Source organism: Streptomyces sp. NPDC090077 (assembly GCF_044747545.1).
GTDB lineage: Bacteria > Actinomycetota > Actinomycetes > Streptomycetales > Streptomycetaceae > Streptomyces.
Genome location: NZ_JBIVEG010000005.1, coordinates 317,916 through 338,393, shown reverse-complemented (window position 1 = coordinate 338,393; position 20,478 = coordinate 317,916). Strand labels below are relative to the sequence as shown.

The 20,478-nt window shown below is 73.5% G+C and carries 17 protein-coding genes; 6 read left to right on the top strand and 11 right to left on the bottom strand.

Features of this window, described 5'->3' with window-relative positions:
- Positions 1-50 precede the first annotated feature (50 nt).
- Positions 51-827 (top strand): sulfite exporter TauE/SafE family protein, encoded by a 777-nt coding sequence (locus ACIPW5_RS12255; protein ID WP_401243767.1) that lies wholly within the window; start codon positions 51-53, stop codon positions 825-827.
- A 171-nt stretch (positions 828-998) separates the two neighbouring features.
- Here the strand turns inward: ACIPW5_RS12255 and ACIPW5_RS12250 are convergent, their stop codons facing one another.
- From ACIPW5_RS12250 to ACIPW5_RS12235, 4 genes are all read right to left on the bottom strand, one after another.
- Positions 999-1,679 carry a class F sortase gene (locus ACIPW5_RS12250; protein ID WP_401243765.1) on the bottom strand — a complete coding sequence of 227 codons (681 nt, stop codon included), beginning with the start codon at positions 1,677-1,679 and terminating at the stop codon, positions 999-1,001.
- 141 nt (positions 1,680-1,820) lie between these two features.
- Complete coding sequence (locus tag ACIPW5_RS12245) at positions 1,821-2,363, bottom strand: hypothetical protein (protein WP_401243764.1); 543 nt, start codon at positions 2,361-2,363, stop codon at positions 1,821-1,823.
- 167 nt (positions 2,364-2,530) lie between these two features.
- On the bottom strand, positions 2,531-3,835 hold the full coding sequence (locus ACIPW5_RS12240; RefSeq protein WP_401243763.1) for an ATP-binding protein: 1,305 nt from the start codon (positions 3,833-3,835) through the stop codon (positions 2,531-2,533).
- Positions 3,832-4,509: a hypothetical protein gene (locus ACIPW5_RS12235; protein WP_401243761.1), complete on the bottom strand. Its 678-nt coding sequence runs from the start codon at positions 4,507-4,509 to the stop codon at positions 3,832-3,834. Before ACIPW5_RS12235 ends, ACIPW5_RS12240 begins: the two co-directional genes overlap by 4 nt.
- A gap of 174 nt (positions 4,510-4,683) precedes the next feature.
- Here ACIPW5_RS12235 and ACIPW5_RS12230 point away from each other — a divergent pair, with 174 nt between their 5' ends.
- Positions 4,684-5,127 carry a gamma-glutamylcyclotransferase family protein gene (locus tag ACIPW5_RS12230; RefSeq protein WP_401243759.1) on the top strand — a complete coding sequence of 148 codons (444 nt, stop codon included), beginning with the start codon at positions 4,684-4,686 and terminating at the stop codon, positions 5,125-5,127.
- A 13-nt stretch (positions 5,128-5,140) separates the two neighbouring features.
- On the opposite strand, the gene dnaG is transcribed toward ACIPW5_RS12230, so the two are convergent.
- The 4 genes from dnaG to ACIPW5_RS12210 all read right to left on the bottom strand — a co-directional run bounded on the left by dnaG (position 5,141) and on the right by ACIPW5_RS12210 (position 10,736).
- Positions 5,141-7,042, bottom strand: a complete 1,902-nt coding sequence (gene dnaG, locus ACIPW5_RS12225; protein WP_401243758.1) for a DNA primase — start codon at positions 7,040-7,042, stop codon at positions 5,141-5,143.
- Positions 7,043-7,076: 34 nt separating this feature from the next.
- Positions 7,077-8,351 carry an NAD(P)/FAD-dependent oxidoreductase gene (locus ACIPW5_RS12220; protein ID WP_401243756.1) on the bottom strand — a complete coding sequence of 425 codons (1,275 nt, stop codon included), beginning with the start codon at positions 8,349-8,351 and terminating at the stop codon, positions 7,077-7,079.
- Positions 8,352-8,445: 94 nt separating this feature from the next.
- Positions 8,446-9,759 (bottom strand): deoxyguanosinetriphosphate triphosphohydrolase, encoded by a 1,314-nt coding sequence (locus tag ACIPW5_RS12215; protein WP_401243754.1) that lies wholly within the window; start codon positions 9,757-9,759, stop codon positions 8,446-8,448.
- Positions 9,760-9,815: 56 nt separating this feature from the next.
- Positions 9,816-10,736 carry a sirohydrochlorin chelatase gene (locus ACIPW5_RS12210; protein WP_401243752.1) on the bottom strand — a complete coding sequence of 307 codons (921 nt, stop codon included), beginning with the start codon at positions 10,734-10,736 and terminating at the stop codon, positions 9,816-9,818.
- Between the two features lie 165 nt (positions 10,737-10,901).
- On the opposite strand from ACIPW5_RS12210, the gene ACIPW5_RS12205 reads away from it, so the two are divergent.
- Both ACIPW5_RS12205 and ACIPW5_RS12200 read left to right on the top strand, forming a co-directional pair.
- Entirely contained in the window at positions 10,902-11,600 is a 699-nt protein-coding gene (locus tag ACIPW5_RS12205; protein ID WP_401243869.1) for a vancomycin high temperature exclusion protein, read from the top strand.
- A gap of 68 nt (positions 11,601-11,668) precedes the next feature.
- Complete coding sequence (locus tag ACIPW5_RS12200; RefSeq protein WP_401243867.1) at positions 11,669-12,433, top strand: glucose 1-dehydrogenase; 765 nt, start codon at positions 11,669-11,671, stop codon at positions 12,431-12,433.
- Positions 12,434-12,440: 7 nt separating this feature from the next.
- On the opposite strand, the gene ACIPW5_RS12195 is transcribed toward ACIPW5_RS12200, so the two are convergent.
- Positions 12,441-13,013 (bottom strand): Uma2 family endonuclease, encoded by a 573-nt coding sequence (locus ACIPW5_RS12195; protein ID WP_401243751.1) that lies wholly within the window; start codon positions 13,011-13,013, stop codon positions 12,441-12,443.
- Between the two features lie 277 nt (positions 13,014-13,290).
- Here ACIPW5_RS12195 and ACIPW5_RS12190 point away from each other — a divergent pair, with 277 nt between their 5' ends.
- Both ACIPW5_RS12190 and ACIPW5_RS12185 read left to right on the top strand, forming a co-directional pair.
- Positions 13,291-15,369, top strand: coding sequence for a molybdopterin oxidoreductase family protein (locus ACIPW5_RS12190; protein ID WP_401243750.1), 2,079 nt, complete (start codon positions 13,291-13,293; stop codon positions 15,367-15,369).
- A gap of 106 nt (positions 15,370-15,475) precedes the next feature.
- Complete coding sequence (locus tag ACIPW5_RS12185; RefSeq protein ID WP_401243748.1) at positions 15,476-16,627, top strand: RNA polymerase sigma factor; 1,152 nt, start codon at positions 15,476-15,478, stop codon at positions 16,625-16,627.
- Between the two features lie 99 nt (positions 16,628-16,726).
- Here ACIPW5_RS12185 and ACIPW5_RS12180 read toward each other — a convergent pair whose 3' ends face one another.
- Positions 16,727-18,649, bottom strand: coding sequence for an ABC transporter ATP-binding protein (locus ACIPW5_RS12180; protein WP_401243746.1), 1,923 nt, complete (start codon positions 18,647-18,649; stop codon positions 16,727-16,729).
- Entirely contained in the window at positions 18,646-20,379 is a 1,734-nt protein-coding gene (locus ACIPW5_RS12175; RefSeq protein ID WP_401243744.1) for an ABC transporter ATP-binding protein, read from the bottom strand. The genes ACIPW5_RS12180 and ACIPW5_RS12175 overlap by 4 nt, the downstream gene beginning before the upstream one ends.
- Positions 20,380-20,478: the final 99 nt, after the last annotated feature.

Sequence of the window (20,478 nt, the reverse complement as noted above, 5' to 3'; positions counted from 1 at the left end):
TTCCGGCGATCGATGGGTCCTGCACCGATCCGGTACCTAGGGTCGTGGCCGTGCCTGACATATCAACGACCATGATCATCGTGCTGTGCGCGGCCGCCGCGGCGGCCGGCTGGATCGACGCGGTGGTCGGCGGCGGCGGACTGCTGCTCCTGCCGGCCCTGCTGCTCGGCCTGCCGCACGCCCAGCCCGCCGCCGTCCTCGGGACCAACAAGGCGGTGGCCATCGTCGGCACCGCCGGTGCGGCCGTCACCTATGTGCGCAAGACCCCGGTCGACGTGAAGCTCGCCGTCCGCGTCGGGCTGGCCGCGCTCGCCGGGTCGATGGGCGGCGCCGCGCTCGCCGGCGGGATCAGCAAGGACGCCATGCGCCCGCTGATCATGGCGGTCCTGGTGGTGGTCGCCGCCGTGGTCATCTTCAAGCCGGGCTTCGGCGCCGCCCCCTCCGCCTCGCCCGTCTCCCGCGGCCGCGTGCTCCTCACCATCGCCCTCGCCGGTCTGGGCATCGGCTGCTACGACGGCCTCATCGGACCCGGCACCGGCACCTTCCTGGTGCTGGCCCTGACCGCCCTGCTCCACCTCGACCTGGTCACCGCCTCCGCCACCGCCAAGATCGTCAACTGCTGCACCAACGCCGGGGCGCTCGCGATGTTCGCCTACCAGGGGATGGTGTTCTGGCAGCTGGCCGCCCTGATGGCGGTCTTCAACCTGGCCGGCGGCATGATCGGCGCCCGCATGGCCCTGAAGAAGGGCAGCGGCTTCGTCCGCGGCGTGCTGCTCACCGTGGTGGGCGCCCTGGTGATCAAGCTCGGCCTCGAACAGTGGGGCTAGGCCGTCTCTTCCGGATCTTGCCTGGCCCGCGCCGCCCGGTACCGCACCTCGCCGCGTTGGCGGAGCACCCGAGTACGTCCAGTACAAGGGCGCCCCGCCAACGCGCCGATGCACGGCACCGGACGACGCGGGCTTAACCGGCAAGATCCGAAAGAGACGACCTAGACGGCCTTACGACGCCCCCGTGAGGTGGGCGAAGACGACCACGTTGCCCCGGTAGCCGGTACGCGGGGAGAACGCGCCGCCACAGGTGATCACCCGCAGCTCCGCACGCGGCGAGGGCCCGTACACGCGCCGGTCCGGGAAGGACCCGGCGTCGTACACCTCGACCGCGTGGACGGTGAACACGGCCGTGCGCCCGTCCGCCCGGTCGACCTCCACCGCGGCCCCCCGGCGCAGCGCGCCCAGGTGGTAGAAGACCGCCGGGCCGCTGGCGTGGTCGACGTGGCCCGCGATCACCGCGGTGCCCTTCGCACCCGGCGCGGTCCCGTCCCGGTACCAGCCGGCGAGCTCGCGGCGGGCCGGCGGGGGCACTTCGAGGCTCCCGTCGCGGTCCAGGCCCAGTCCGGTCAGCGGGGCGTCCACCCGGAGCGACGGGATCCTGATCCGCACGGGCGGGGAGCCGGGGAGCGGGTCGATGCTCCCGGGGTAGAGGGGCTGCGCACTCAGCGCCTCGGCGGGGGAGGGGAGCGGGGGCCGCACGGTCACGGCCGATCCGCTGCCGATGAGCCAGACCCCGGTGCAGACGGCCGCCGCGACGAGCCCGGCCCGTACCGCGAGCGTCCCGGCGAACCCCTCCGCGCTCCCCGGGGCTCGGGGGCGTCCCCGCAGGCCCGGGAAGCCGCCGCGCATGGGCCCCACCCCCTCGTCTCGCCGTTCCTTGCCGTTCCTGGAGTGGCCGTCGCCCGTCCCCGCGAACGGGGGGGACCTCGCGGGGCGGGCGACGGTGGGCGGTACCGGTCGGACCGCGGCCGCAGCCGCGGTGGGCGCCCGTCAGCTCCGCGTGCCGCTCGCCCGGCGACGCAGGAGCCAGGTACCGCCGACGGCGGCCGCGGCCAGCACGGCCGCTCCCGCCGTGATCTTGGCGGGGTCGGTGGCGGTGGTCGTGCCACCACCCACCCCGGTCCGCACGTGACCCTGCGGGCCGCGTGCGGTGACGACCAGGTCGCCGGTGGCGAACTTGCCGTTCGCACAGGTGGCGCCGATGCCGTAGGTGCCCGGCCGCAGGTCCCGGCCGATCCGGAACCGGCCCGTGACCACGTCCTCCCGGCTGCCCGGGGCCAGTTCGAAGCGGCCGCCCGCCACCGTGCTGGCGTCGCCCTCGGCCCGGCTGCCCCGGCCGCAGGCCCTGGTGTGCACGGTGACGGTGTCGCCCGGGACGGCCGACTCCGGGCGGACCTCCAGCACGGCGAAGTCCCCGGGCGCGAAGGGCGCCATGCCGAGCTCCGCGGCGGCCACCGCCCCGGCGACCGGACCGGCGAAGGCGACGGCGGTCAGCGCGGTGGCGGTGAGCACGTGGGCGGTGCTGCGGCGCATGGGTACTCCAGGGGACACGGGGTCGTGTTCCGAGGTAAACCGGCCCGCCCGCCCACCGCCTCCCGAGCCCGCCCCGGATCCCGCCCGCGCCGGCCCCGCAGGACGGCATCCGTGCAGGTCAGCGGCGTTCGCGGGCATCCGTGTCCGTCCACGCCGTCCGGGTGACGTCAGGCCCGCGGCAGGGTCACCACCGCCGCCGCGCCCGCCGGTTCCGGGTTCGACAGGGCCACCTCGGCGCCGATCACCCGGGCCTGCCCGAAGGCGATCGTCAGCCCGAGCCCGGTGCCCTGGCCCCGCTCCGGCGTCCCCGTCACGAACCGCCGCGGCCCCTCCCGCAGCAGCGTCTGCGGGTAGCCCGGCCCGTCCTGGTCCCGGACGGTCACCGAGGCCCCCGACACCATCACCGTGATCGGCCCCCTCCCGTGCCGCCGGGCGTTGACCAGCAGGTTCGTCAGGATCCGCTCCAGCCGCCGGGCATCGGTGCGCACCCGCACCCCGCCCGGCCCCGTGCCGTCCCCGGCCGTGACGGCCACCTCCGCCGCCACCCCCGACCGCTCCGTGATCGCGGCGACCAGCGGCGCCAGCTCGTGCTCCTCCAGCCGCGCCTCCTCCCGGTCGGCGTCCAGCCGGGCCACCTCCAGCAGGTCCTCCGTCAGCGTCCGCAGCGCCGCGACCCGGTCCCGGACCAGCTCCGTCGGACGTCCGGCGGGCAGCAGCTCGGCCGCCGTGTGCAGGCCCGTCAGCGGGGTCCGCAGCTCGTGCGCCACGTCCGCCGTGAACCGCTGCTCCGCCTCCAGCCGCCGCTGGAGGCTGGCCGCCATGGTGTCCACCGCCGAGGACAGCTCGGCCACCTCGTCCCGGGACCCCGGCGGCCCCGACGGGCCGATCCGGGCGTCCAGATCGCCCGCGCTGATCCGCCGGGCCGTCTCGGCCGCCGTCCGCAGGTCCTTGCTGAGCCGGCTGGCCAGCAGCGCCCCGCCGACCGCCGCCAGTGCCACCACGCCCGTCCCGGAGGCGACCAGCTGCGCGTCGAGCTCCTCCAGTTCGACCTGCTCGGCCGCCAGGGGCTGCCGCACCGTCAGCACGTGCCCGCTCCCCACCGGCCGGGCCGCCCACACCGCCGGATCGGGACCGGCCAGGTCGAGGTAGGTGGTGCGGCGGCCGCCCAGGGCCGCCTCGCGGAGCGCCTCCGGAGTGGCGGGGCAGTCGATGCGGGCGTCGGCCGCCCCCACCTTGTCGGAATCGAGCCGCCCGGTGATCTCGTAGATCTGCCGTACGCGGACGAGCTGTTCGACCGCGCTCTTGCGGGCGGCGTCGGACACCTGCCGGACCCGGGCCTCGTGGATCAGGACGCCGATGGTGACGGCGACCAGCGAACAGCCGGCCGCCAGCAGGGCGGCGATCTTCCAGCGCAGGCCGAGGGGGCGCAGCAGCCGCCGGCAGCGGGCCGCCGAAGTCAGGAGGGCCTTCACGGGGAGCTCGGCCCGTCCGCGCAGGGGACCGGCCCGGTGTAGCGGCGCTCGTCGCTGACCACGGTCATCCGGGTGCCGTCCCAGTGGTAGCGGACCGCCTGTTCGGAGCCGTCGTCCGGGGCGGTGCGGACCAGCAGGTCCCGGCCGAGGGACTCGGCGGTCAGCCGCCGTCCGATGGTGAACAGGACGGGGACGATCCGGCTGCCTTCCGCGGCGTACACGCTCAGCGCGGTGCGGCCGGACTCGGTGTCGGCGGCGACCACCAGCTCCTGCTGCCCGTTGCCGGTCAGGTCGAGGTGGACCGGGGGGCGCAGTCCCGCCCCGCCCGGGGCGTGGATCACCCCCTTGCCCAGGAACAGTTTCATCCGCTTGTCCGCCTTCACCACGGCCGTCGCGTCCACCGCCGCGAGACCGCCGGGACCCACCTCGGGCGCACCCCGCAGCGGCTCGGGCGGCGGCTGCCGCGTGCCGGTGGCCGCACCGGCCGCCCGGGGCGGCTCGCCGGTCCAGGCCGGCCACAGCGGCTCCGGCTGGGGCTGCGGGGAGACCGGAGCCACGGACTCGCCCGGGGCGAGCCCGCCGGGCGCGGCACAGCCCGCCGCCGCGAGCGCGGCGAGCGCGGCGGCGCAGAGCAGCGGGGCGGCGGCGGTGGAACGGCGGGGTGATCGCGTCATGGGGGAGCCGGAGGGGTCGGGGACGGGGAACGGGCGGAATCAGACGCTATGGGGCATCTGTCACGGGGGCCGGGAGATTGTGTAACAGCGGTGCGTACGGTGGGGGCGTGCGGCGAGGAAGGGCCTTTGGGCCCGGACTCCCGCACCGTCCAGTCGTAGTCGAGGGAGGGCCCTGTGACATCGGTCGAACGGCCGGGATCCGCACCCGGCGAGCTGCCGTTCTTCGTGTACGGGACGCTGCGCCCGGGGGAGGTCAACCACGACCTGTTCCTGAAGGGCCGGACGGCGGCCGAGGAGCCCGCCCGGCTGCCGGACGCGGTGCTGTACGAGGGGCCCGGCTACCCGTACGCGGTCGACCGCCCCGGCCCCGGCATAGCCGGCGAGCTGATCACGGCCGCGCCGGGCGCGTACGCGGAACTGCTGGTCGCGCTGGACCTGCTGGAGGAGTACGCCGGCCCGGGGCGCCCGGGGAACGTCTACGACCGGGTGGCCCGCGAGGCCGTGCGCCCCGACGGCGGCCGGGTCCGGGCCTGGGTCTACCTGGCGGCCGCCCCGCTGGCCCGCCGCCTCGCGGAGACGGGCACCGAGATCCCGGGCGGCGACTGGATGCGGCGCTAACCCGCCCCGGCCGTCAGAGCCCTTCGGCGCCGCGGTTGCGCAGGCGCTGACCGTACTGCTGGAGCACCCACAGCTCCTGCTGGATCGCCGCGTGCTGCTCCGGCGGGGCCTGCGGGCTCAGCCGGGTCATGGAGCCCTGGATCTCCAGGACCCGCCGGTCGACGGCGCGCAGCCGGACCTGCACGAGCTGGACGCCCGCGTAGACCTCGTCCACGGTCTTGGCGTGGATGGCCTCCACCGCCAGTTCCGTGACCATCGCGCGGACGGTGTCGTTCGGAGCCGCCTCGCGGACCCGGACCAGGTAGTCCTCGGTGCCCTGCGCGGCGCCCCCGGCGTCCTGGATGGCCTGGCGGACGGCCGCGTAGGGCGGGGCGGTGAACTCGTCGGTGCCGTACGCGTCGAAGGCCGGGGAGACCAGGGCGGGCCGCTGGAGCGCCAGCTTCAGGAGCTCGCGCTCGGTGCGGTGGGCGGGACTGCGCAGGTTCAGCGCGGGCCCGCCGCCGAGGGCCGCCGGCGGCGCCGCGGGCGCCGGCTCCTGCGGGCGGCCCCGGCCCTGCTGCTGCGGCTGGTTGCCGCGCTCGCGCGCCCAGCGGGCCAGCTGCGCCACCCGCTTGACCACGAACTGCTCGTCGAGGATGCCCAGCATCCCGGCCAGCTGGACGGCCGACTCGTGCTGGATCGACAGGTCCTTGATGCTGGCGACGACCGGCGCGGCCTCGGCCAGCGCCGCCGCCCGCCCCGCCGGGTTCTCCAGGTTGTGGCGGGCCACGATGTGCCGCAGCGCGAACTCGAACAGCGGGGTGCGGGCGTCCACCAGCCCGGCCACCGCCGCGTCGCCTTGCGCGAGGCGCAGGTCGCAGGGGTCCATGCCGCCCGGGGCGATGGTGATGGAGGTCTCCGCCGCGAACTTCTGGTCGTCCTCGAAGGCCCGCAGCGCGGCCTTCTGCCCGGCCGCGTCCCCGTCGAAGGTGAAGATCACCTCGGCGGTCGCGTTGTCCATCAGCAGCCGCCGCAGGATCTTGATGTGGTCCCCGCCGAAGGCGGTGCCGCAGGTGGCGATGGCGGTGGTGACCCCGGCCAGGTGACAGGCCATGACGTCGGTGTAGCCCTCGACGACCACGGCCCGCGAGGTCTTCGCGATCTCCTTCTTCGCCAGGTCGATGCCGTACAGCACCTGGGACTTCTTGTAGATCGCCGTCTCGGGGGTGTTCAGGTACTTCGGCCCGTTGTCGTCCTCGCGCAGCTTGCGCGCGCCGAAGCCGACCACCTCGCCGCTGATGTCCCGGATCGGCCACATGAGCCGGCCCCGGAAGCGGTCGATGGGCTTGCCGCTGCGGCTGTCCTGGGCGAGCCCGGAGAGGATCAGCTCCTTGTCGGTGAAGCCCTTGCCGCGCAGGAACCGGGTCAGGTGGTCCCAGCCGGCCGGGCTGTAGCCCACCCCGAAGTGCTGGGCCGCCGCCTGGTCGAAGCCGCGCTCCGCCAGGAAGCGGCGGGCGATCTCGGCCTCGGCGCCGCCGAGCTGCTCCGCGTAGAAGAGGGCGGCGGCCTTGTGGGCCTCGACCAGGCGGATCCGCTCGCCGCGGCCGCTGGTGCCGGCGGTGTAGCCGCCCTCCTCGTACCGCAGGGTGATGCCGGCCTGGCCGGCCAGCCGCTCGACCGCCTCGGAGAAGGAGAGGTGGTCGATCTTCATGATGAAGTCGAGGGTGTCCCCGCCGGCCTGGCAGCCGAAGCAGTGGTAGAAGCCCTTGCTGGGGCTGACCTGGAAGGACGGGGACTTCTCGTCGTGGAAGGGGCACAGGCCCTTGAGGTTGCCGCCGCCGGCGTTGCGCAGCTGGAGGTACTCGGAGACCACGGCGTCGATCGGGACCGCGTCCCGTACCGCCTTCACGTCGTCGTCGTTGATCCGTCCTGCCACCCGTGAATTCTACGGCCGGGCGGCGGCAAACCCGTCAGGCCCCCTCCGCCGGCACCAGGGACTCAAGCGGAACGGACGGGTCCGCCAGCTTCTCGCGGTCCACCGGCGCCTTCGACCTGATCAGGGCCTGGACGGGCTCGGCGACGTCCCACACGTTCACGTTCATCCCGGCCAGCACCCGGCCGTCCGACAGCCAGAACGCGATGAACTCCCGCTTGGCCACGTCCCCGCGCACCAGCACCTGGTCGTAGCCGCCCGCCGGGGCGTACCCGGAGTACTCCAGGCCCACGTCGTACTGGTCGGAGAAGAAGTACGGCACCCGCTCGTACGAGACCTCCTGCCCCAGCATCGCCCGCGCGGCGGCCGGGCCGCCGTTGAGGGCGTTGGCCCAGTGCTCGACGCGCAGCCGGGTGCCCAGCGCCGGATGGTGTGCGGCGGCCACGTCCCCGACCGCGAACACGTCCGGGTCGGAGGTGCGCAGCGAGGCGTCCACGGCGATGCCCCCGCCGTGCTCCCGGTCCACCAGGGCCAGCCCCGAGGTCTCGGCGAGCGCCGTGCGCGGGGCCGCCCCGATCGCGGCGAGCACCGCGTGCGCCGGGTGCTCCTCCCCGTCGTCGGTCCGGGCGGCCAGCACCATGCCGTCCTGGCCGACGATCTCCGTCAGCTTCACGCCGAACCGGAAGCGCACCCCGTGCTCGGCGTGCAGGTCGCCGAAGAACTGGCCGACCTCCGGGCCGAGCACCGCGTGCAGCGGCGTGGGCAGCGGTTCGACCACGGTCACCTCGGCGCCGTACGTACGGGCCGCCGCCGCCACCTCCAGGCCGATCCAGCCCGCCCCCGCGATCAGCAGGTGGCCGTTGTCCCGGCCCAGGGAGTGCAGCGCCTTGCGCAGCAGGTCGGCGTGGGCGAGCCGGCGCAGGTGGTGCACCCCGGCCAGGCCGGTGCCCGGGATGTCCAGGCGGCGGGGCTCGGCGCCGGTGGCCAGCAGCAGCTTGTCGTAGTGCAGCAGGGTGCCGTCGCCCAGGCGCACCGTCTTGGCGTCCCGGTCCAGGTGCACCGCGGGCTGGCCCAGGTGCAGCTCGATGTCGGCGCCCGCGTACCAGGACGGCTTGTGCACGAAGACGCTGTCGCGCTCCTCCTTCCCCAGCAGGTAGCCCTTGGACAGCGGGGGCCGCTCGTAGGGATGGTCGCGCTCGTCGCCGATCAGGATCACCCGGCCCGTGAACCCTTCCGCCCTCAGCGTTTCGGCGGCCTTGGCTCCGGCCAGCCCTGCGCCGACGATGATGAACGTCTGGTTTGCGTCGACCACCTGATGCCTCCTCATAACCTCTCGGCCACTTGCGGCCACCTTGCGAGCGTCCCGCACCCAGCCTGCCTCGTGAAGGGGGAATGGCCCGATCGGCTCACCCTTCGGCGCGCCGCCCGCGTCGGGTGAGGCGCGCGTGCAGGGAACGGGCGGACGCGTCGGTCAGGCAGGCGATCTGGTCGATGACCGCGCGTTTGCGGGCCCGGTCGTCCGGCGCCGCGTCGAAGATCGCCCGGAACTGGGGGTCCAGGCCCTCCGGCGCGCGGGCGCTGAGCGCCTCAGCCAGTTCGGCCAGGACGATGCGCTGGTCGGCCCGCAGCCGCTCCTGCTCGTCGCGCTGCATCACGTACAGGTCGGCGACCGCCTTGAGGACCGCGCACTCGTTGCGGGCTTCGCGCGGCACGACCAGCTCCGCCGCGTACCGGGTGAGGCGGCCGGAACCGTACGCCTCCCGGGTGGCGCCCTCGGCGGCCAGGCAGAAACGGCCGATCAGCTGGCTGGTGGCGTCCTTCAGACGGGCCTGCGCCACCGCCGAACCGTCGTAGCCGTGCGGCCACCAGTCCTCCTCCATCAGCCGGTCCAGCGCCTCGCGCAGCTCCTCCGGGGAGGTGTCCGCGGGCACGTAGCGGCCGATCGCGACCTGCCAGATCGCAGTCCGCTCGGGCTCGGCGAACAGCAGGTTGGGGTCGAGGTGCCCGGCGTGCAGCCCGTCCTCGAAGTCATGCACGGAGTACGCGACGTCGTCCGCCCAGTCCATGACCTGGGCCTCGAAGCACTTGCGGTCGGCGGGCGCGCCGCGCCGCAGCCACTCGAAGACCGGCAGGTCGTCCTCGTAGGCGCCGAACTTCACCGAATCCGGGTCGGTGGGGTGGCCGCCGCGGGCCCAGGGGTACTTGGTGGCCGCGTCCAGGCAGGCGCGGGTCAGGTTGAGGCCGACGCTCAGCTGCCCGCCGTCCGGGCCCGTGACGAACCGCTTCGGCTCCAGCCGGGTCAGCAGGCGCAGCGACTGGGCGTTGCCCTCGAAGCCGCCGCAGTCCTTGGCGAACTCGTTGAGCGCCTCCTCGCCGTTGTGCCCGAACGGCGGGTGGCCCATGTCGTGGGAGAGGCAGGCCGCTTCGACCAGGTCCGGATCGCAGCCGAGGGCGGCGCCGAGCTCCCGGCCGACCTGCGCGCACTCCAGGGAGTGCGTCAGCCGGGTGCGGGGGCTGGCGTCCCAGTCGAAGGAACGGGTGCCGGGGGTGACCACCTGGGTCTTCCCGGCCAGGCGGCGCAGCGCGGCCGAGTGCAGCACCCGGGCGCGGTCGCGCTGGAAGGCGGTGCGGCCGGGCCGTTTGTCCGGCTCGGCGGCCCATCGCTCGGTGGCGGCCGGATCGTAGGACTCGTAGGCGGGGACGTGCGCGGTGCCTTCCATGCTGAGACGTTAACCGGAGTCACCGACAATCCGAGCAATCCGAACCTACGCGGCCTTTACGCGGTGGCCAGTTCCGGCGCCCGCGCGCCGCGGGCGAGGGCCTCGTCGTAGCGGCGCAGCACCAGCCGCGCGAGCGCCGGGTGGGCACCGAGCGGTTCCGCCGCCGGTCCGCTGGCGGCGGCCGCGCTCGCGGAGGCGAACCGGCCCGGGGCGGTGAAGTACGAGGCCACCGCCGCCCGGCGGTGCCCCCGGGCGGCGAGCGTCCGGACGGCGTCCGCCACCCCCGGGGTGGCCGCCGAGGCGTAGGCGGGGACCACGGGGACCCCGCCGAGCCGTTCGGAGAGCAGCTCGGCGCTGCGGCGGGTGTCGGCGGCGGAGTCGGGGTCGAGGGACCCGGCCGAGGCCAGCACGACGGCCGTCCCCGGGGTCCAGCCGGCCTCCAGGAGGCGCTCGAACAGGGCCTCCACGAGCAGCGGGTGGGGGCCGAGCGGATCGGCGATCCGGATCCGCAGGTGCCCGGCGCGGGCCGCGGCGGCGGGGAGGTCCCGTTTGACGTGGGTGCCGCGTCCGAGCAGCAGCGGTACGAGGACGGCCGCGCCGTCGGTGTCCCGCAGGGTGTCGGCCAGCAGCGGCCGGTTCAGCTCGATGTGGCCGAGGCGGACGTCGAGGGCCGGGCGGAGCTCGCGGACCCGTTCGAGCAGGTCGAGGACGGTGTGGAGGGCGCGCGGGTCGCGGCTGCCGTGGGCCACGGCGACGAGGGTGGGGTGCATGCGGGGACTCCGTGGTGCCGGGCGCGTGGCGGGCGCAGGCCGCTGAGCTGGGTGTCGAGCTGATCGGTGATCCGGGTCAGCAGCTCGGCCAGGCTGCCGAAGGACTGGGGGGCGGGAAGGTGCACCGGCTCCGTCATGGACCGATCCTGGGGGGCCCGGATTGCGTGGGCGTTGCGCGGGGGTGACGGGTGGTTTCCTGCTGCTCACTCGGTCATTCGTACGAGTGAAGGGTGGGGAGGGGGGAACTGGGGGGCCGGGGCGGTTCGTCAATCCGTGCGAAAGGCGTGCGGGACGAGGGGATCGGTCATGGGGGAGCGGGAGCGGGTACGGGAGCAGGGGCGGGCGGCGTGGTTCGGCGCCGCCCGCCGGCGGATGCGACTGCAGGCCGTGCGGATGGCGCGGACGATACGGGCGATGCGGACGGTGCGGGGGCGTCGGCGGACGGTGCAGGCGGTGATGGCGCTGTGCGTGCTGGCCCTCCTCCCGTCGACGTGGACGCACGCGGTGGCCGCCGACCGGCTGCGGACCACCGCCGGGGCGCCCGACGCCGGGGTGGCGGTGGTCTTCGGGGCGGGCCTGTGGAAGGGCCGCCCGACCCCGTACCTGGCGTACCGGCTCGACGCGGCGGTGGAGCTGTACCGCGCGGGCAAGGTGAAGGTGGTCCTGGTGACCGGTGACAACAGCCGCACCGAGTACGACGAGCCCGGCGCGATGCGGACGTACCTCAGGGGGCACGGCATACCCGACGACCGGATCGTCAGCGACTACGCCGGATTCGACACCTGGGACTCCTGCGTGCGGGTCCGGGAGATATTCGGGGTGCGCCGGGCGGTGCTGATCAGCCAGCACTTCCACATCCACCGTGCGGTGGCCCTGTGTCAGGCCGCGGGCGTGGAGTCCTACGGCGTCGGCGTGGACGACGAGCACGACGCCACCTGGTACTACGGCGGCGCCCGCGAGGTCCTCGCGGCCGGCAAGGCGGCCCTGGACGCGGCCTTCCGGCCGGAGCCGAGGTTCCTCGGCCCGAAGGAAGAGGGGGTGTCGCGGGTCCTGGCCGCTCTGGCAGACTGACGCCGCGATCGGCGTATGCCGATTAGTCATATACCGATGTGTCTGCGTCAGGGGTGTGGATCGTGGCTGTGGTGGATCTGAGCGGCAAGGTCGTCGTCATCACCGGAGGGGCCCGGGGCCTGGGCGCGGCAGCGGCGCAGGCGGTCGTCGACGGCGGCGGCCGGGTGCTGATCACCGACCTGCTGGAGGCCGAGGGCGCCGAGACCGCCGCCAAGCTCGGCGACGCGGCCCGCTTCCTGCGGCACGACGTGACGAGCGAGGCCGACTGGCAGGCGGTACTGGACCACGCGGTCTCCGAGTTCGGCCGGATCGACGGACTCGTCAACAACGCCGGCATCTCCACCGGCCAGTTCCTGGAACACGAGAGCGTCGAGCACTTCCGCCAGGTCGTCGAGGTCAACCTGGTCGGCGTGTTCATCGGCATCAAGACCGCGATCCCCCTGCTCCGGGCGAACGGCGGCGGCTCCGTCGTCAACATCTCCTCCGCCGCCGGCCTCACCGGACTCGCCCTCACCGCCGGTTACGGTGCCTCCAAGTGGGGCGTGCGCGGCCTCTCGAAGATCGGCGCCGTCGAACTCGCCGAGGCGAAGATCCGCGTCAACTCCGTCCACCCCGGCATGACGCTGACCCCGATGACCGCCCCGATCGGCATCCGGACGGGCGAGGGCAACTACCCCGGCGCCCCCCTGGGCCGCGTCGGCCTCCCCGAGGAGATCGCGGCCGCCGTCGCCTTCCTCCTCTCCGACGCCGCCGGCTACATGACCGGCGCCGAACTCGCCGTCGACGGCGGCTGGACGGCCGGCCTGACGGTGAAGTACCTCACCGGCCAGTAGGCCGGGCTCACCGGGCCAGGCGCGCCAGGTCGATCTCGATGCCGAAGGGCACGCTCGTCTTGAGGCGCTCCCGGTGGATGCCGGTGGGGACGTAGGTGCGGGTCGTGTCGTCGAGCTCGTACGCGTGGACCACCGGGAGCCCGTGCTCCTCCTCGACCCGCCAGAAGTGCCGGATCCCGGCCCGGGCGTACGTGAAGGGCTTCGTCTCCCGGTCCCGCTCCTGCGACTCCTCGGACACCACCTCCACGACCAGCGCCACGTCCTCGGGCAGGAAGCAGGTCCGGTCCGGCTCGTAGGCGACGGTCGCGGAGATGACATCGGGCTCGAGGCGGCTCTTGGCGCTCAGCTTCACGGTCATCTGTGCCTCGACGGTGTTCCCGTCCGCCACCTGCTCCTCCAACGCGGCCGTCAGACGCCGGATGACACGGTCGTGCCAGGACCGCTGCGGGGACACCATGAAGATCAGCGCTCCGTCGATGAGCTCGGTGTGGCGCGGCAGGTTCGGGATGTGGTCGAGGTCGTCGGCCTCCCAGCCGCTGGCACGCGGCGGGTAGAGCCACTCGGGAAGCCTGGCGGTCATGGTCTCCTCCAGTCCTGACCCCGCCAGCCTAGCCACGGCAAGGGGGCGCGCGGGGCAAAGACGGGACGGGGCCCCCGGCCCCGGCGGATATCCGCGTGCCCGCCGCCGGGGCGCCGGGCTACGGTCCGGTCATGGAACACGATCCGCCCCTCGTGCGCGACGTCCTGCCCGCCCCCGCCGCCCTCACCGTCCCCGCCGGACGGCGATGAGGCCGAGCACCCCCGCCCGTAACGCGGGCGCGCGGCCCGCGTAACACCCCCGCCGCACCCTGGAGCGCATGCACAGCTCCCCGGAAGCCACCGCCACCCACTGCCCCTACTGCGCCCTGCAGTGCGGCATGAACCTGCGCCCCGCCCCCGGAGGCGACGCGGTGACGGTCGAGGAGCGCACCGACTTCCCCGTCAACCGGGGCGCACTGTGCGGCAAGGGCCGCACCGCCCCCGCCGTGCTCTCCTCCCGGGTGCGCCTGACCGAGCCGCTCATCCGCACCCACGCCGGCGGCCCGCTCGTACCGGCCACCTGGGAGGAGGCCCTCGACGCCGTCGCCGACGGCCTTGCCCGCACCCGCCGCGCCCACGGCCCCGACGCCGTCGGCGTCTTCGGCGGCGGCGGCCTCACCAACGAGAAGGCGTACGCCCTCGGCAAGTTCGCCCGCGTCGCCCTCGGCACCTCCCAGATCGACTACAACGGCCGCTTCTGCATGTCCTCGGCCGCCGCCGCCCACCAGAAGGCCTTCGGCCTCGACCGTGGACTGCCCTTCCCGCTGGAGGACGTCCCCCGCACCGGCTGCGTCGTCCTCGTCGGCTCCAACCTCGCCGAGACCATGCCGCCCGCCCTGCGCTACCTGACCGAACTCAAGGCGAACGGCGGCACCCTGATCGTCGTCGACCCCCGCCGCACCCGCACCGCCGAACAGGCCGACCTGCACCTCGCACCGCGCCCCGGCACCGACCTCGCCCTCGCCCTCGGACTGCTCCACCTGGTCGTCGCCGAGGGCCGCACCGACGAGGAGTTCATCAGCGCGCGCACCACCGGCTGGGAGGACGCCCGGGCCGCCGCCATGGCCCACTGGCCCGAACTGGTCGAGCGCATCACCGGGATCCCCGTCCCGGAACTCCGCCGCGCCGTCGAGCTGTTCTGCACCCCCTCCACCGCCATGGTCCTCACCGCCCGGGGACCCGAGCAGCAGTCCAAGGGCACCGACACCGTCGGCGCGTGGATCAACCTCTGCCTCGCCACCGGCCGCGCCGGCCGCCCCCACTCCGGATACGGCTGCCTCACCGGCCAGGGCAACGGCCAGGGCGGCCGCGAGCACGGCCAGAAGGCCGACCAGCTCCCCGGCTACCGCAAGCTCACCGACCCCGCCGCCCGCGCCCACGTCGCCCGCGTCTGGGGCGTCGACCCGCAGAGCCTGCCCGGCCCCGGGCGCAGCGCCTACGAACTCCTCGACGCCCTCGGCGGCGACGTCAAGGCCCTCCTCCTCATGGGCTCCAATCCGGTGGTGTCCGCCCCCCGCGCCGCCCACGTCGAGGACCGCATCCGCTCCCTGGACTTCCTCGCCGTCGCCGACGTCGTCCTCTCCGAGACCGCCGCACTCGCCGACGTGGTGCTGCCCGTCACCCAGTGGGCGGAGGAGACCGGCACCACCACCAACCTGGAAGGCCGCGTCCTGCTGCGCCGCCGCGCCCTCACCCCGCCGCCCGGGGTCCGCAGCGACCTGGAGGTCCTGCACGGCATCGCCTCCCGCCTCGGCGTCGAGAAGGGCTTCCCCACCGACCCCGAAGAGGTCTTCGGCGAGCTGCGCCGCGCCTCCGCGGGCGGCCCCGCCGACTACTCCGGCATCTCCTACGCCCGCATCGAAGCCGAACAGGGCGTCTTCTGGCCCTGCCCCGAAGGCACCCCGGGACAGCCCCGGCTCTTCCTCGACCGCTTCGCCACCGACGACGGCCGGGCCCGCTTCACCCCCGTCTCCCACCGCGACGCCGCCGAGGTCCCCGACGCCGAATACCCCCTGCTGCTCACCACCGGCCGGGTCGTCGCCCAGTACCAGTCCGGGGCGCAGACCCGCCGCGTGCCCGAACTCAACACCGCCGCCCCCGGCCCCTTCGTGGAACTCCACCCGCGCCTCGCGGCCCGGCTCGGCGTCACCGACGGCACCCCCCTCGCCGTGACCTCCCGCCGCGGACGGGCCGTCGCCCCGGCCCGCGTCACGGACGCCGTCCGCGCCGACACCGTGTTCATGCCGTTCCACTGGCCCGGCGAGGGCCGCGCCAACACCCTCACCAACCCCGCCCTGGACCCCGTCTCGCGCATGCCCGAGTTCAAGGTCTGCGCGGTCCGCGTGGAACCCGCCTGACTCCGGTCGGACATGAGTCCGATCCGCATCGGGATTCCCGCCAAGGGGTAACCATCCGTCACGCAGCGGGCTCAGAAAGTGCTCGCACGCCCCTCGTGGCAGCGATGTGTCGTACCCCACACTGAGGTGCGGTGCCACCGTCCTCGGAGCCCTGGAGGTCGCCCCCGTGCAGACCCAGACCCTGACCGTGAACGCGAGCCGCCCCGCCGACGACGCCTCCGATCCGGATCCCGAGGCCGAGGCCGACACGGTGGAGGAAGCCGGCGAAGAGGAACCCGAGGTCCTCGAACTCATCGAGCCGGTCCCACCGCAGCGCACCCGCGCCCGTGACAGCACCGCCGGGACCGGGCCCTCCGCCGACCTCTTCCGCCAGTACCTGCGCGAGATAGGCAGGATCCCGCTGCTCACCGCCGCCGAGGAGGTCGAACTCGCGCGGCGCGTCGAAGCGGGACTCTTCGCCGAGGAGAAACTCGCCGGCGCCACCGACCTCGACTCCCAGCTCGCCGTGGACCTCGACAAACTCGTCGTCATGGGCCGCATGGCCAAACGCCGGCTCATCGAGTCGAACCTGCGGCTCGTCGTCTCCGTCGCCAAGCGCTACGTCGGCCGCGGCCTGACCATGCTCGACCTGGTCCAGGAGGGCAACCTCGGCCTGATCAGGGCCGTCGAGAAGTTCGACTACGCCCGCGGCTACAAGTTCTCCACCTACGCCACCTGGTGGATCCGGCAGGCGATGTCACGGGCCCTCGCCGACCAGGCCCGCACCATCCGCGTCCCCGTCCACGTCGTCGAACTCATCAACCGCGTCGTCCGCGTCCAGCGCCGCATGCTCCAGGAACGCGGGTACGAACCCACCGCCGAAGAGGTCGCCGTCCACCTGGAACTGACCCCCGAGCGGGTCCTGGAGGTGCTCCGCCTCGCCCAGGAGCCCGTCTCCCTGCACGCCCCGGTCGGCGAGGAGGAGGACGTCGCCCTCGGCGACCTGATCGAGGACGGCGACGCCGCCTCCCCGATGGAGTCCGCCGCCTTCTTCCTGCTGCGCGAACACCTCGAAGCCGTCCTCTCCACCCTCGGCGAACGCGAACGCAAGGTCGTCCAGCTCCGCTACGGGCTCGCCGACGGCCGCCCCCGCACCCTGGAGGAGATCGGCCGGATCTTCGGCGTCACCCGCGAGCGGATCCGCCAGATCGAGTCCAAGACCCTCAACAAGCTGCGCGACCACGCCTTCGCCGACCAGCTGCGCGGCTACCTCGACTGACCCGCGGGAGACCGGGGAACGGGAAAGGGGGCGCCCCCGAGGACGCCCCCACCCGCTCCCGGCCCGGCCGGTCGGCCGCCAGCCGCCAGCCGCCGGCCGTCAGTCGACCTCGGCCACCGCCTGCGCGAACTGCGCCGCGTACAGCCGCGCGTACGCGCCCTCCGCCGCCAGCAGCTCCTCGTGCGTGCCCTGCTCCACGATCGAGCCGCTCTCCATCACCAGGATCACGTCGGCGTCCCGGATCGTGGAGAGCCGGTGCGCGATCACGAAGGACGTACGGCCGTGCGCCAGGCGCGCCATCGCCTTCTGGATCAGCACCTCGGTACGGGTGTCCACCGAGCTCGTCGCCTCGTCGAGCACCAGGATCACCGGGTCCGAAAGGAACGCCCGCGCGATGGTGATCAGCTGCTTCTCACCCGCGCTGACGCCCGCGCCCTCGTCGTCAAGCACCGTGTCGTAGCCGTCCGGCAGGGTGCGCACGAACCGGTCCGCGTGCGCCGCCCGCGCGGCCTCCTCGATCTCGGCGCGCGTCACCTCCCGCGAGGCGCCGTACGCGATGTTCTCCGCGATCGTGCCGCCGAACAGCCAGGTGTCCTGGAGCACCATGCCGATCCCGCCGCGCAGCTCCTCGCGGGTCATCTTCGCGATGTCCACCCCGTCCAGGGCGATCTCCCCGCCCGTGACCTCGTAGAACCGCATCAGCAGGTTGACCAGCGTGGTCTTGCCGGCGCCCGTCGGGCCGACGATCGCGACCGTCTGCCCCGGCTCCACCGTCAGCGAGAGGTTCTCGATCAGCGGCTTGTCCGGCTCGTAGCGGAAGGCCACCTTGTCGAGGGTGACCTGCCCGCGCAGCTCCTCCGGACGCTCCGGGACCTCCGCGTCCGGCTCCTGCTCCGGCGCGTCCAGCAGCTCGTACACCCGCTCCGCCGAGGCGACGCCCGACTGCACCAGGTTCGCCATCGACGCCACCTGCGACAGCGGCATCGAGAACTGGCGCGAGTACTGGATGAAGGCCTGCACGTCACCGATCGACAGGGTGCCCGAGGCCACCCGCAGACCGCCGACGACCGCGACCAGCACGTAGTTGATGTTCGATATGAAGAACATCACCGGCTGCATGATGCCGCTGACCAGCTGCGCCTTGAAGGAGGCCCGGTACAGCTCCTCGTTCTGCTCGGCGAAGACCGCCGCCGACTCCTTCTGCCGCCCGAAGACCTTCACCAGCGCGTGGCCGGAGTACATCTCCTCGATGTGGGCGTTCAGCGTGCCCGTGGTCTTCCACTGCGCCACGAACTGCGGCTGCGACCTCTTGCCGATCTTCGCCGCGACCACCACCGACACCGGTACGGTCACCAGCGCGACCAGCGCCAGCAGCGGCGAGATCCAGAACATCATCACCAGCACGCCGACGATCGTGAGCAGCGAGTTCAGCAGCTGCCCCATCGTCTGCTGGAGGGTCTGGCCGATGTTGTCGATGTCGTTCGTCGCCCGGCTCAGCACCTCGCCGCGCTTCTGCTGGTCGAAGTACGACAACGGCAGCCGCGACAGCTTCGCCTGGAGCTCCTCGCGCATCCGGTAGACGGTGCCGTTCATCACGTGGTTCGACAGCCGCGTGGCCACCAGCATCAGCAGGCCCGCCAGGGTGAACACCAGCAGTGCCCAGAGCGCCGTGACGCCGACGGCACCGAAGTCGATGCCTTGCCCGGGGGTGAAGTCGGTGCCGGACAGCATGTCCGCCATCCCGTCCTGCCCCTTGGCGCGCAGCCCGTCCAGCGCCTGCTGCTTGGTCAGGCCGTCCGGCATCTGCCGGCCGACGATCCCCGCGAACACCAGGTCGGTGGCCTCGCCGAGGATCTTCGGACCGACCACCGCGCAGCCGACGCTGCCGACCACGGCGGCGACCATGCCCCACAGCTTGGTCCGGTCCTGCGCCAGCTGGCCCAGCAGGCGCTTGCCGGACCCCTTGAAGTCCAGGGACCGCTGGGCCGGCCCCATCATCATCCGTCCTCCGGGCCCGCTCATGCGGCCTCCGCCTCCGTCAGCTGGGAGAGCACGATCTCCCGGTAGGTCTCGTTGCCGGCCATCAGCTCGTGGTGGCGGCCCTCGCCCACCACCTGGCCCCCGTCGAGGACGATGATCCGGTCGGCGTCGCGGATCGTGGAGACCCGCTGGGCGACGATGACGACCGTCGCGTCCCCGGTCTCCAGGGCGAGCGCCGCGCGCAGCGCCGCGTCCGTCGCGTAGTCCAGGGCCGAGAACGAGTCGTCGAACAGGTAGATCTCCGGGCGCTGCACGAGCGTGCGGGCGATCGCCAGGCGCTGGCGCTGGCCGCCGGAGACGTTCGTCCCGCCCTGGGTGACGGGCGCTTCGAGCCCGCCGTCCAGCTCGGACACGAAGTCCTTCGCCTGCGCGACCTCCAGGGCCCGCCACAGCTCCTCGTCGGTCGCGTCCGGGCGCCCGTAGCGCAGGTTCGAGGCGATCGTCCCGGAGAACAGGTACGGCTTCTGCGGGACCATGCCGACCGTCCGGGCCAGCAGCTCCGGGTCGATCCGGCGCACGTCCTCCCCGTCGACCAGCACGTCACCCCCGGTCGCGTCGAACAGCCGGGGCACCAGGCCCAGCAGCGTGGACTTGCCGCTGCCGGTGGAGCCGATCACCGCGGTGGTCTCGCCGGGACGGGCCACCAGGTCCACCCCGCGCAGCACCGGGGCCTCGGCACCCGGGTAGCGGAAGTCGGCGCCGCGCAGCTCCAGCTGCCCGCGGCGGGCGAGCGCGCGCACCGGGTCGGCGGGCGGGACCACGCTGGACTCGGTGTCCAGGACCTCCTGGATGCGCTCGGCGCAGACCTCGGCGCGCGGCACCATCATGAACATGAAGGTGGCCATCATCACGGCCATCACGATCTGCATCAGGTAGGCGAGGAAGGCGGTCAGCTGACCGATCTCCATGCCGCCGCCGTCCACCCGCATCGCACCGAACCAGATGACGGCGACGCTGGAGACGTTCACGACCAGGATGACGGTGGGGAACATCAGGGCGAGCAGCTTGCCGGAGGCCAGCGAGACCGCGGTCAGCTCGGAGTTCGCCCGGCGGAAGCGCTCCTCCTCGTAACCGTCGCGGACGAAGGCGCGGATCACGCGGTTGCCGGTGATCTGCTCGCGCAGCACGCGGTTGACGACGTCGAGGCGCTCCTGCATCTGCCGGAACAGCGGCCGCGTCTTCCAGACGATCGCACCGACCGAGACGCCGAGCACGGGCACCACCGCGAGCAGCACGCCCGACAGCTTCACGTCGAGCGAGAGGGCCATCGCGATGCCGCCGACGCACATGATCGGCGCCGACACCATGAGGGTGAAGGTCAGCAGCACCAGCATCTGGACCTGCTGGACGTCGTTCGTCGTACGGGTGATCAGCGAGGGGGCGCCGAACTGGCCGAGCTCCCGAGCCGAGAAGCTCTGCACCCGGTCGAAGACGGAGGCACGGATGTCGCGGCCGAGGGCGGCCGCGGTGCGGGCGCCGTAGTAGACGGCCCCGACGTTGCAGACGAGCTGCACGAGGGAGACGCCGAGCATCAGCGCGCCGAAGCGCAGGATGTAGCCGGTGTCCCCGTTGACGACACCGTTGTCAATGATGTCCGCGTTGAGGGTGGGCAGGTAGAGGCTCGCACTGGTCTGCAGGAGTTGCAGCAGGACCAGTGCGGCGATCGGTTTCTTGTACGGATCCAGGTGGGTCCGCAGCAGTCGTATGAGCACGCGCAGGCTCCGGGTAGGCAAGATCGAGGGGGTTCACTCCATCTTCTGCCAACCGGTGGCCCGGACCCCAGCGGATTTAGCAAAGCCCGGTCAAAAGGA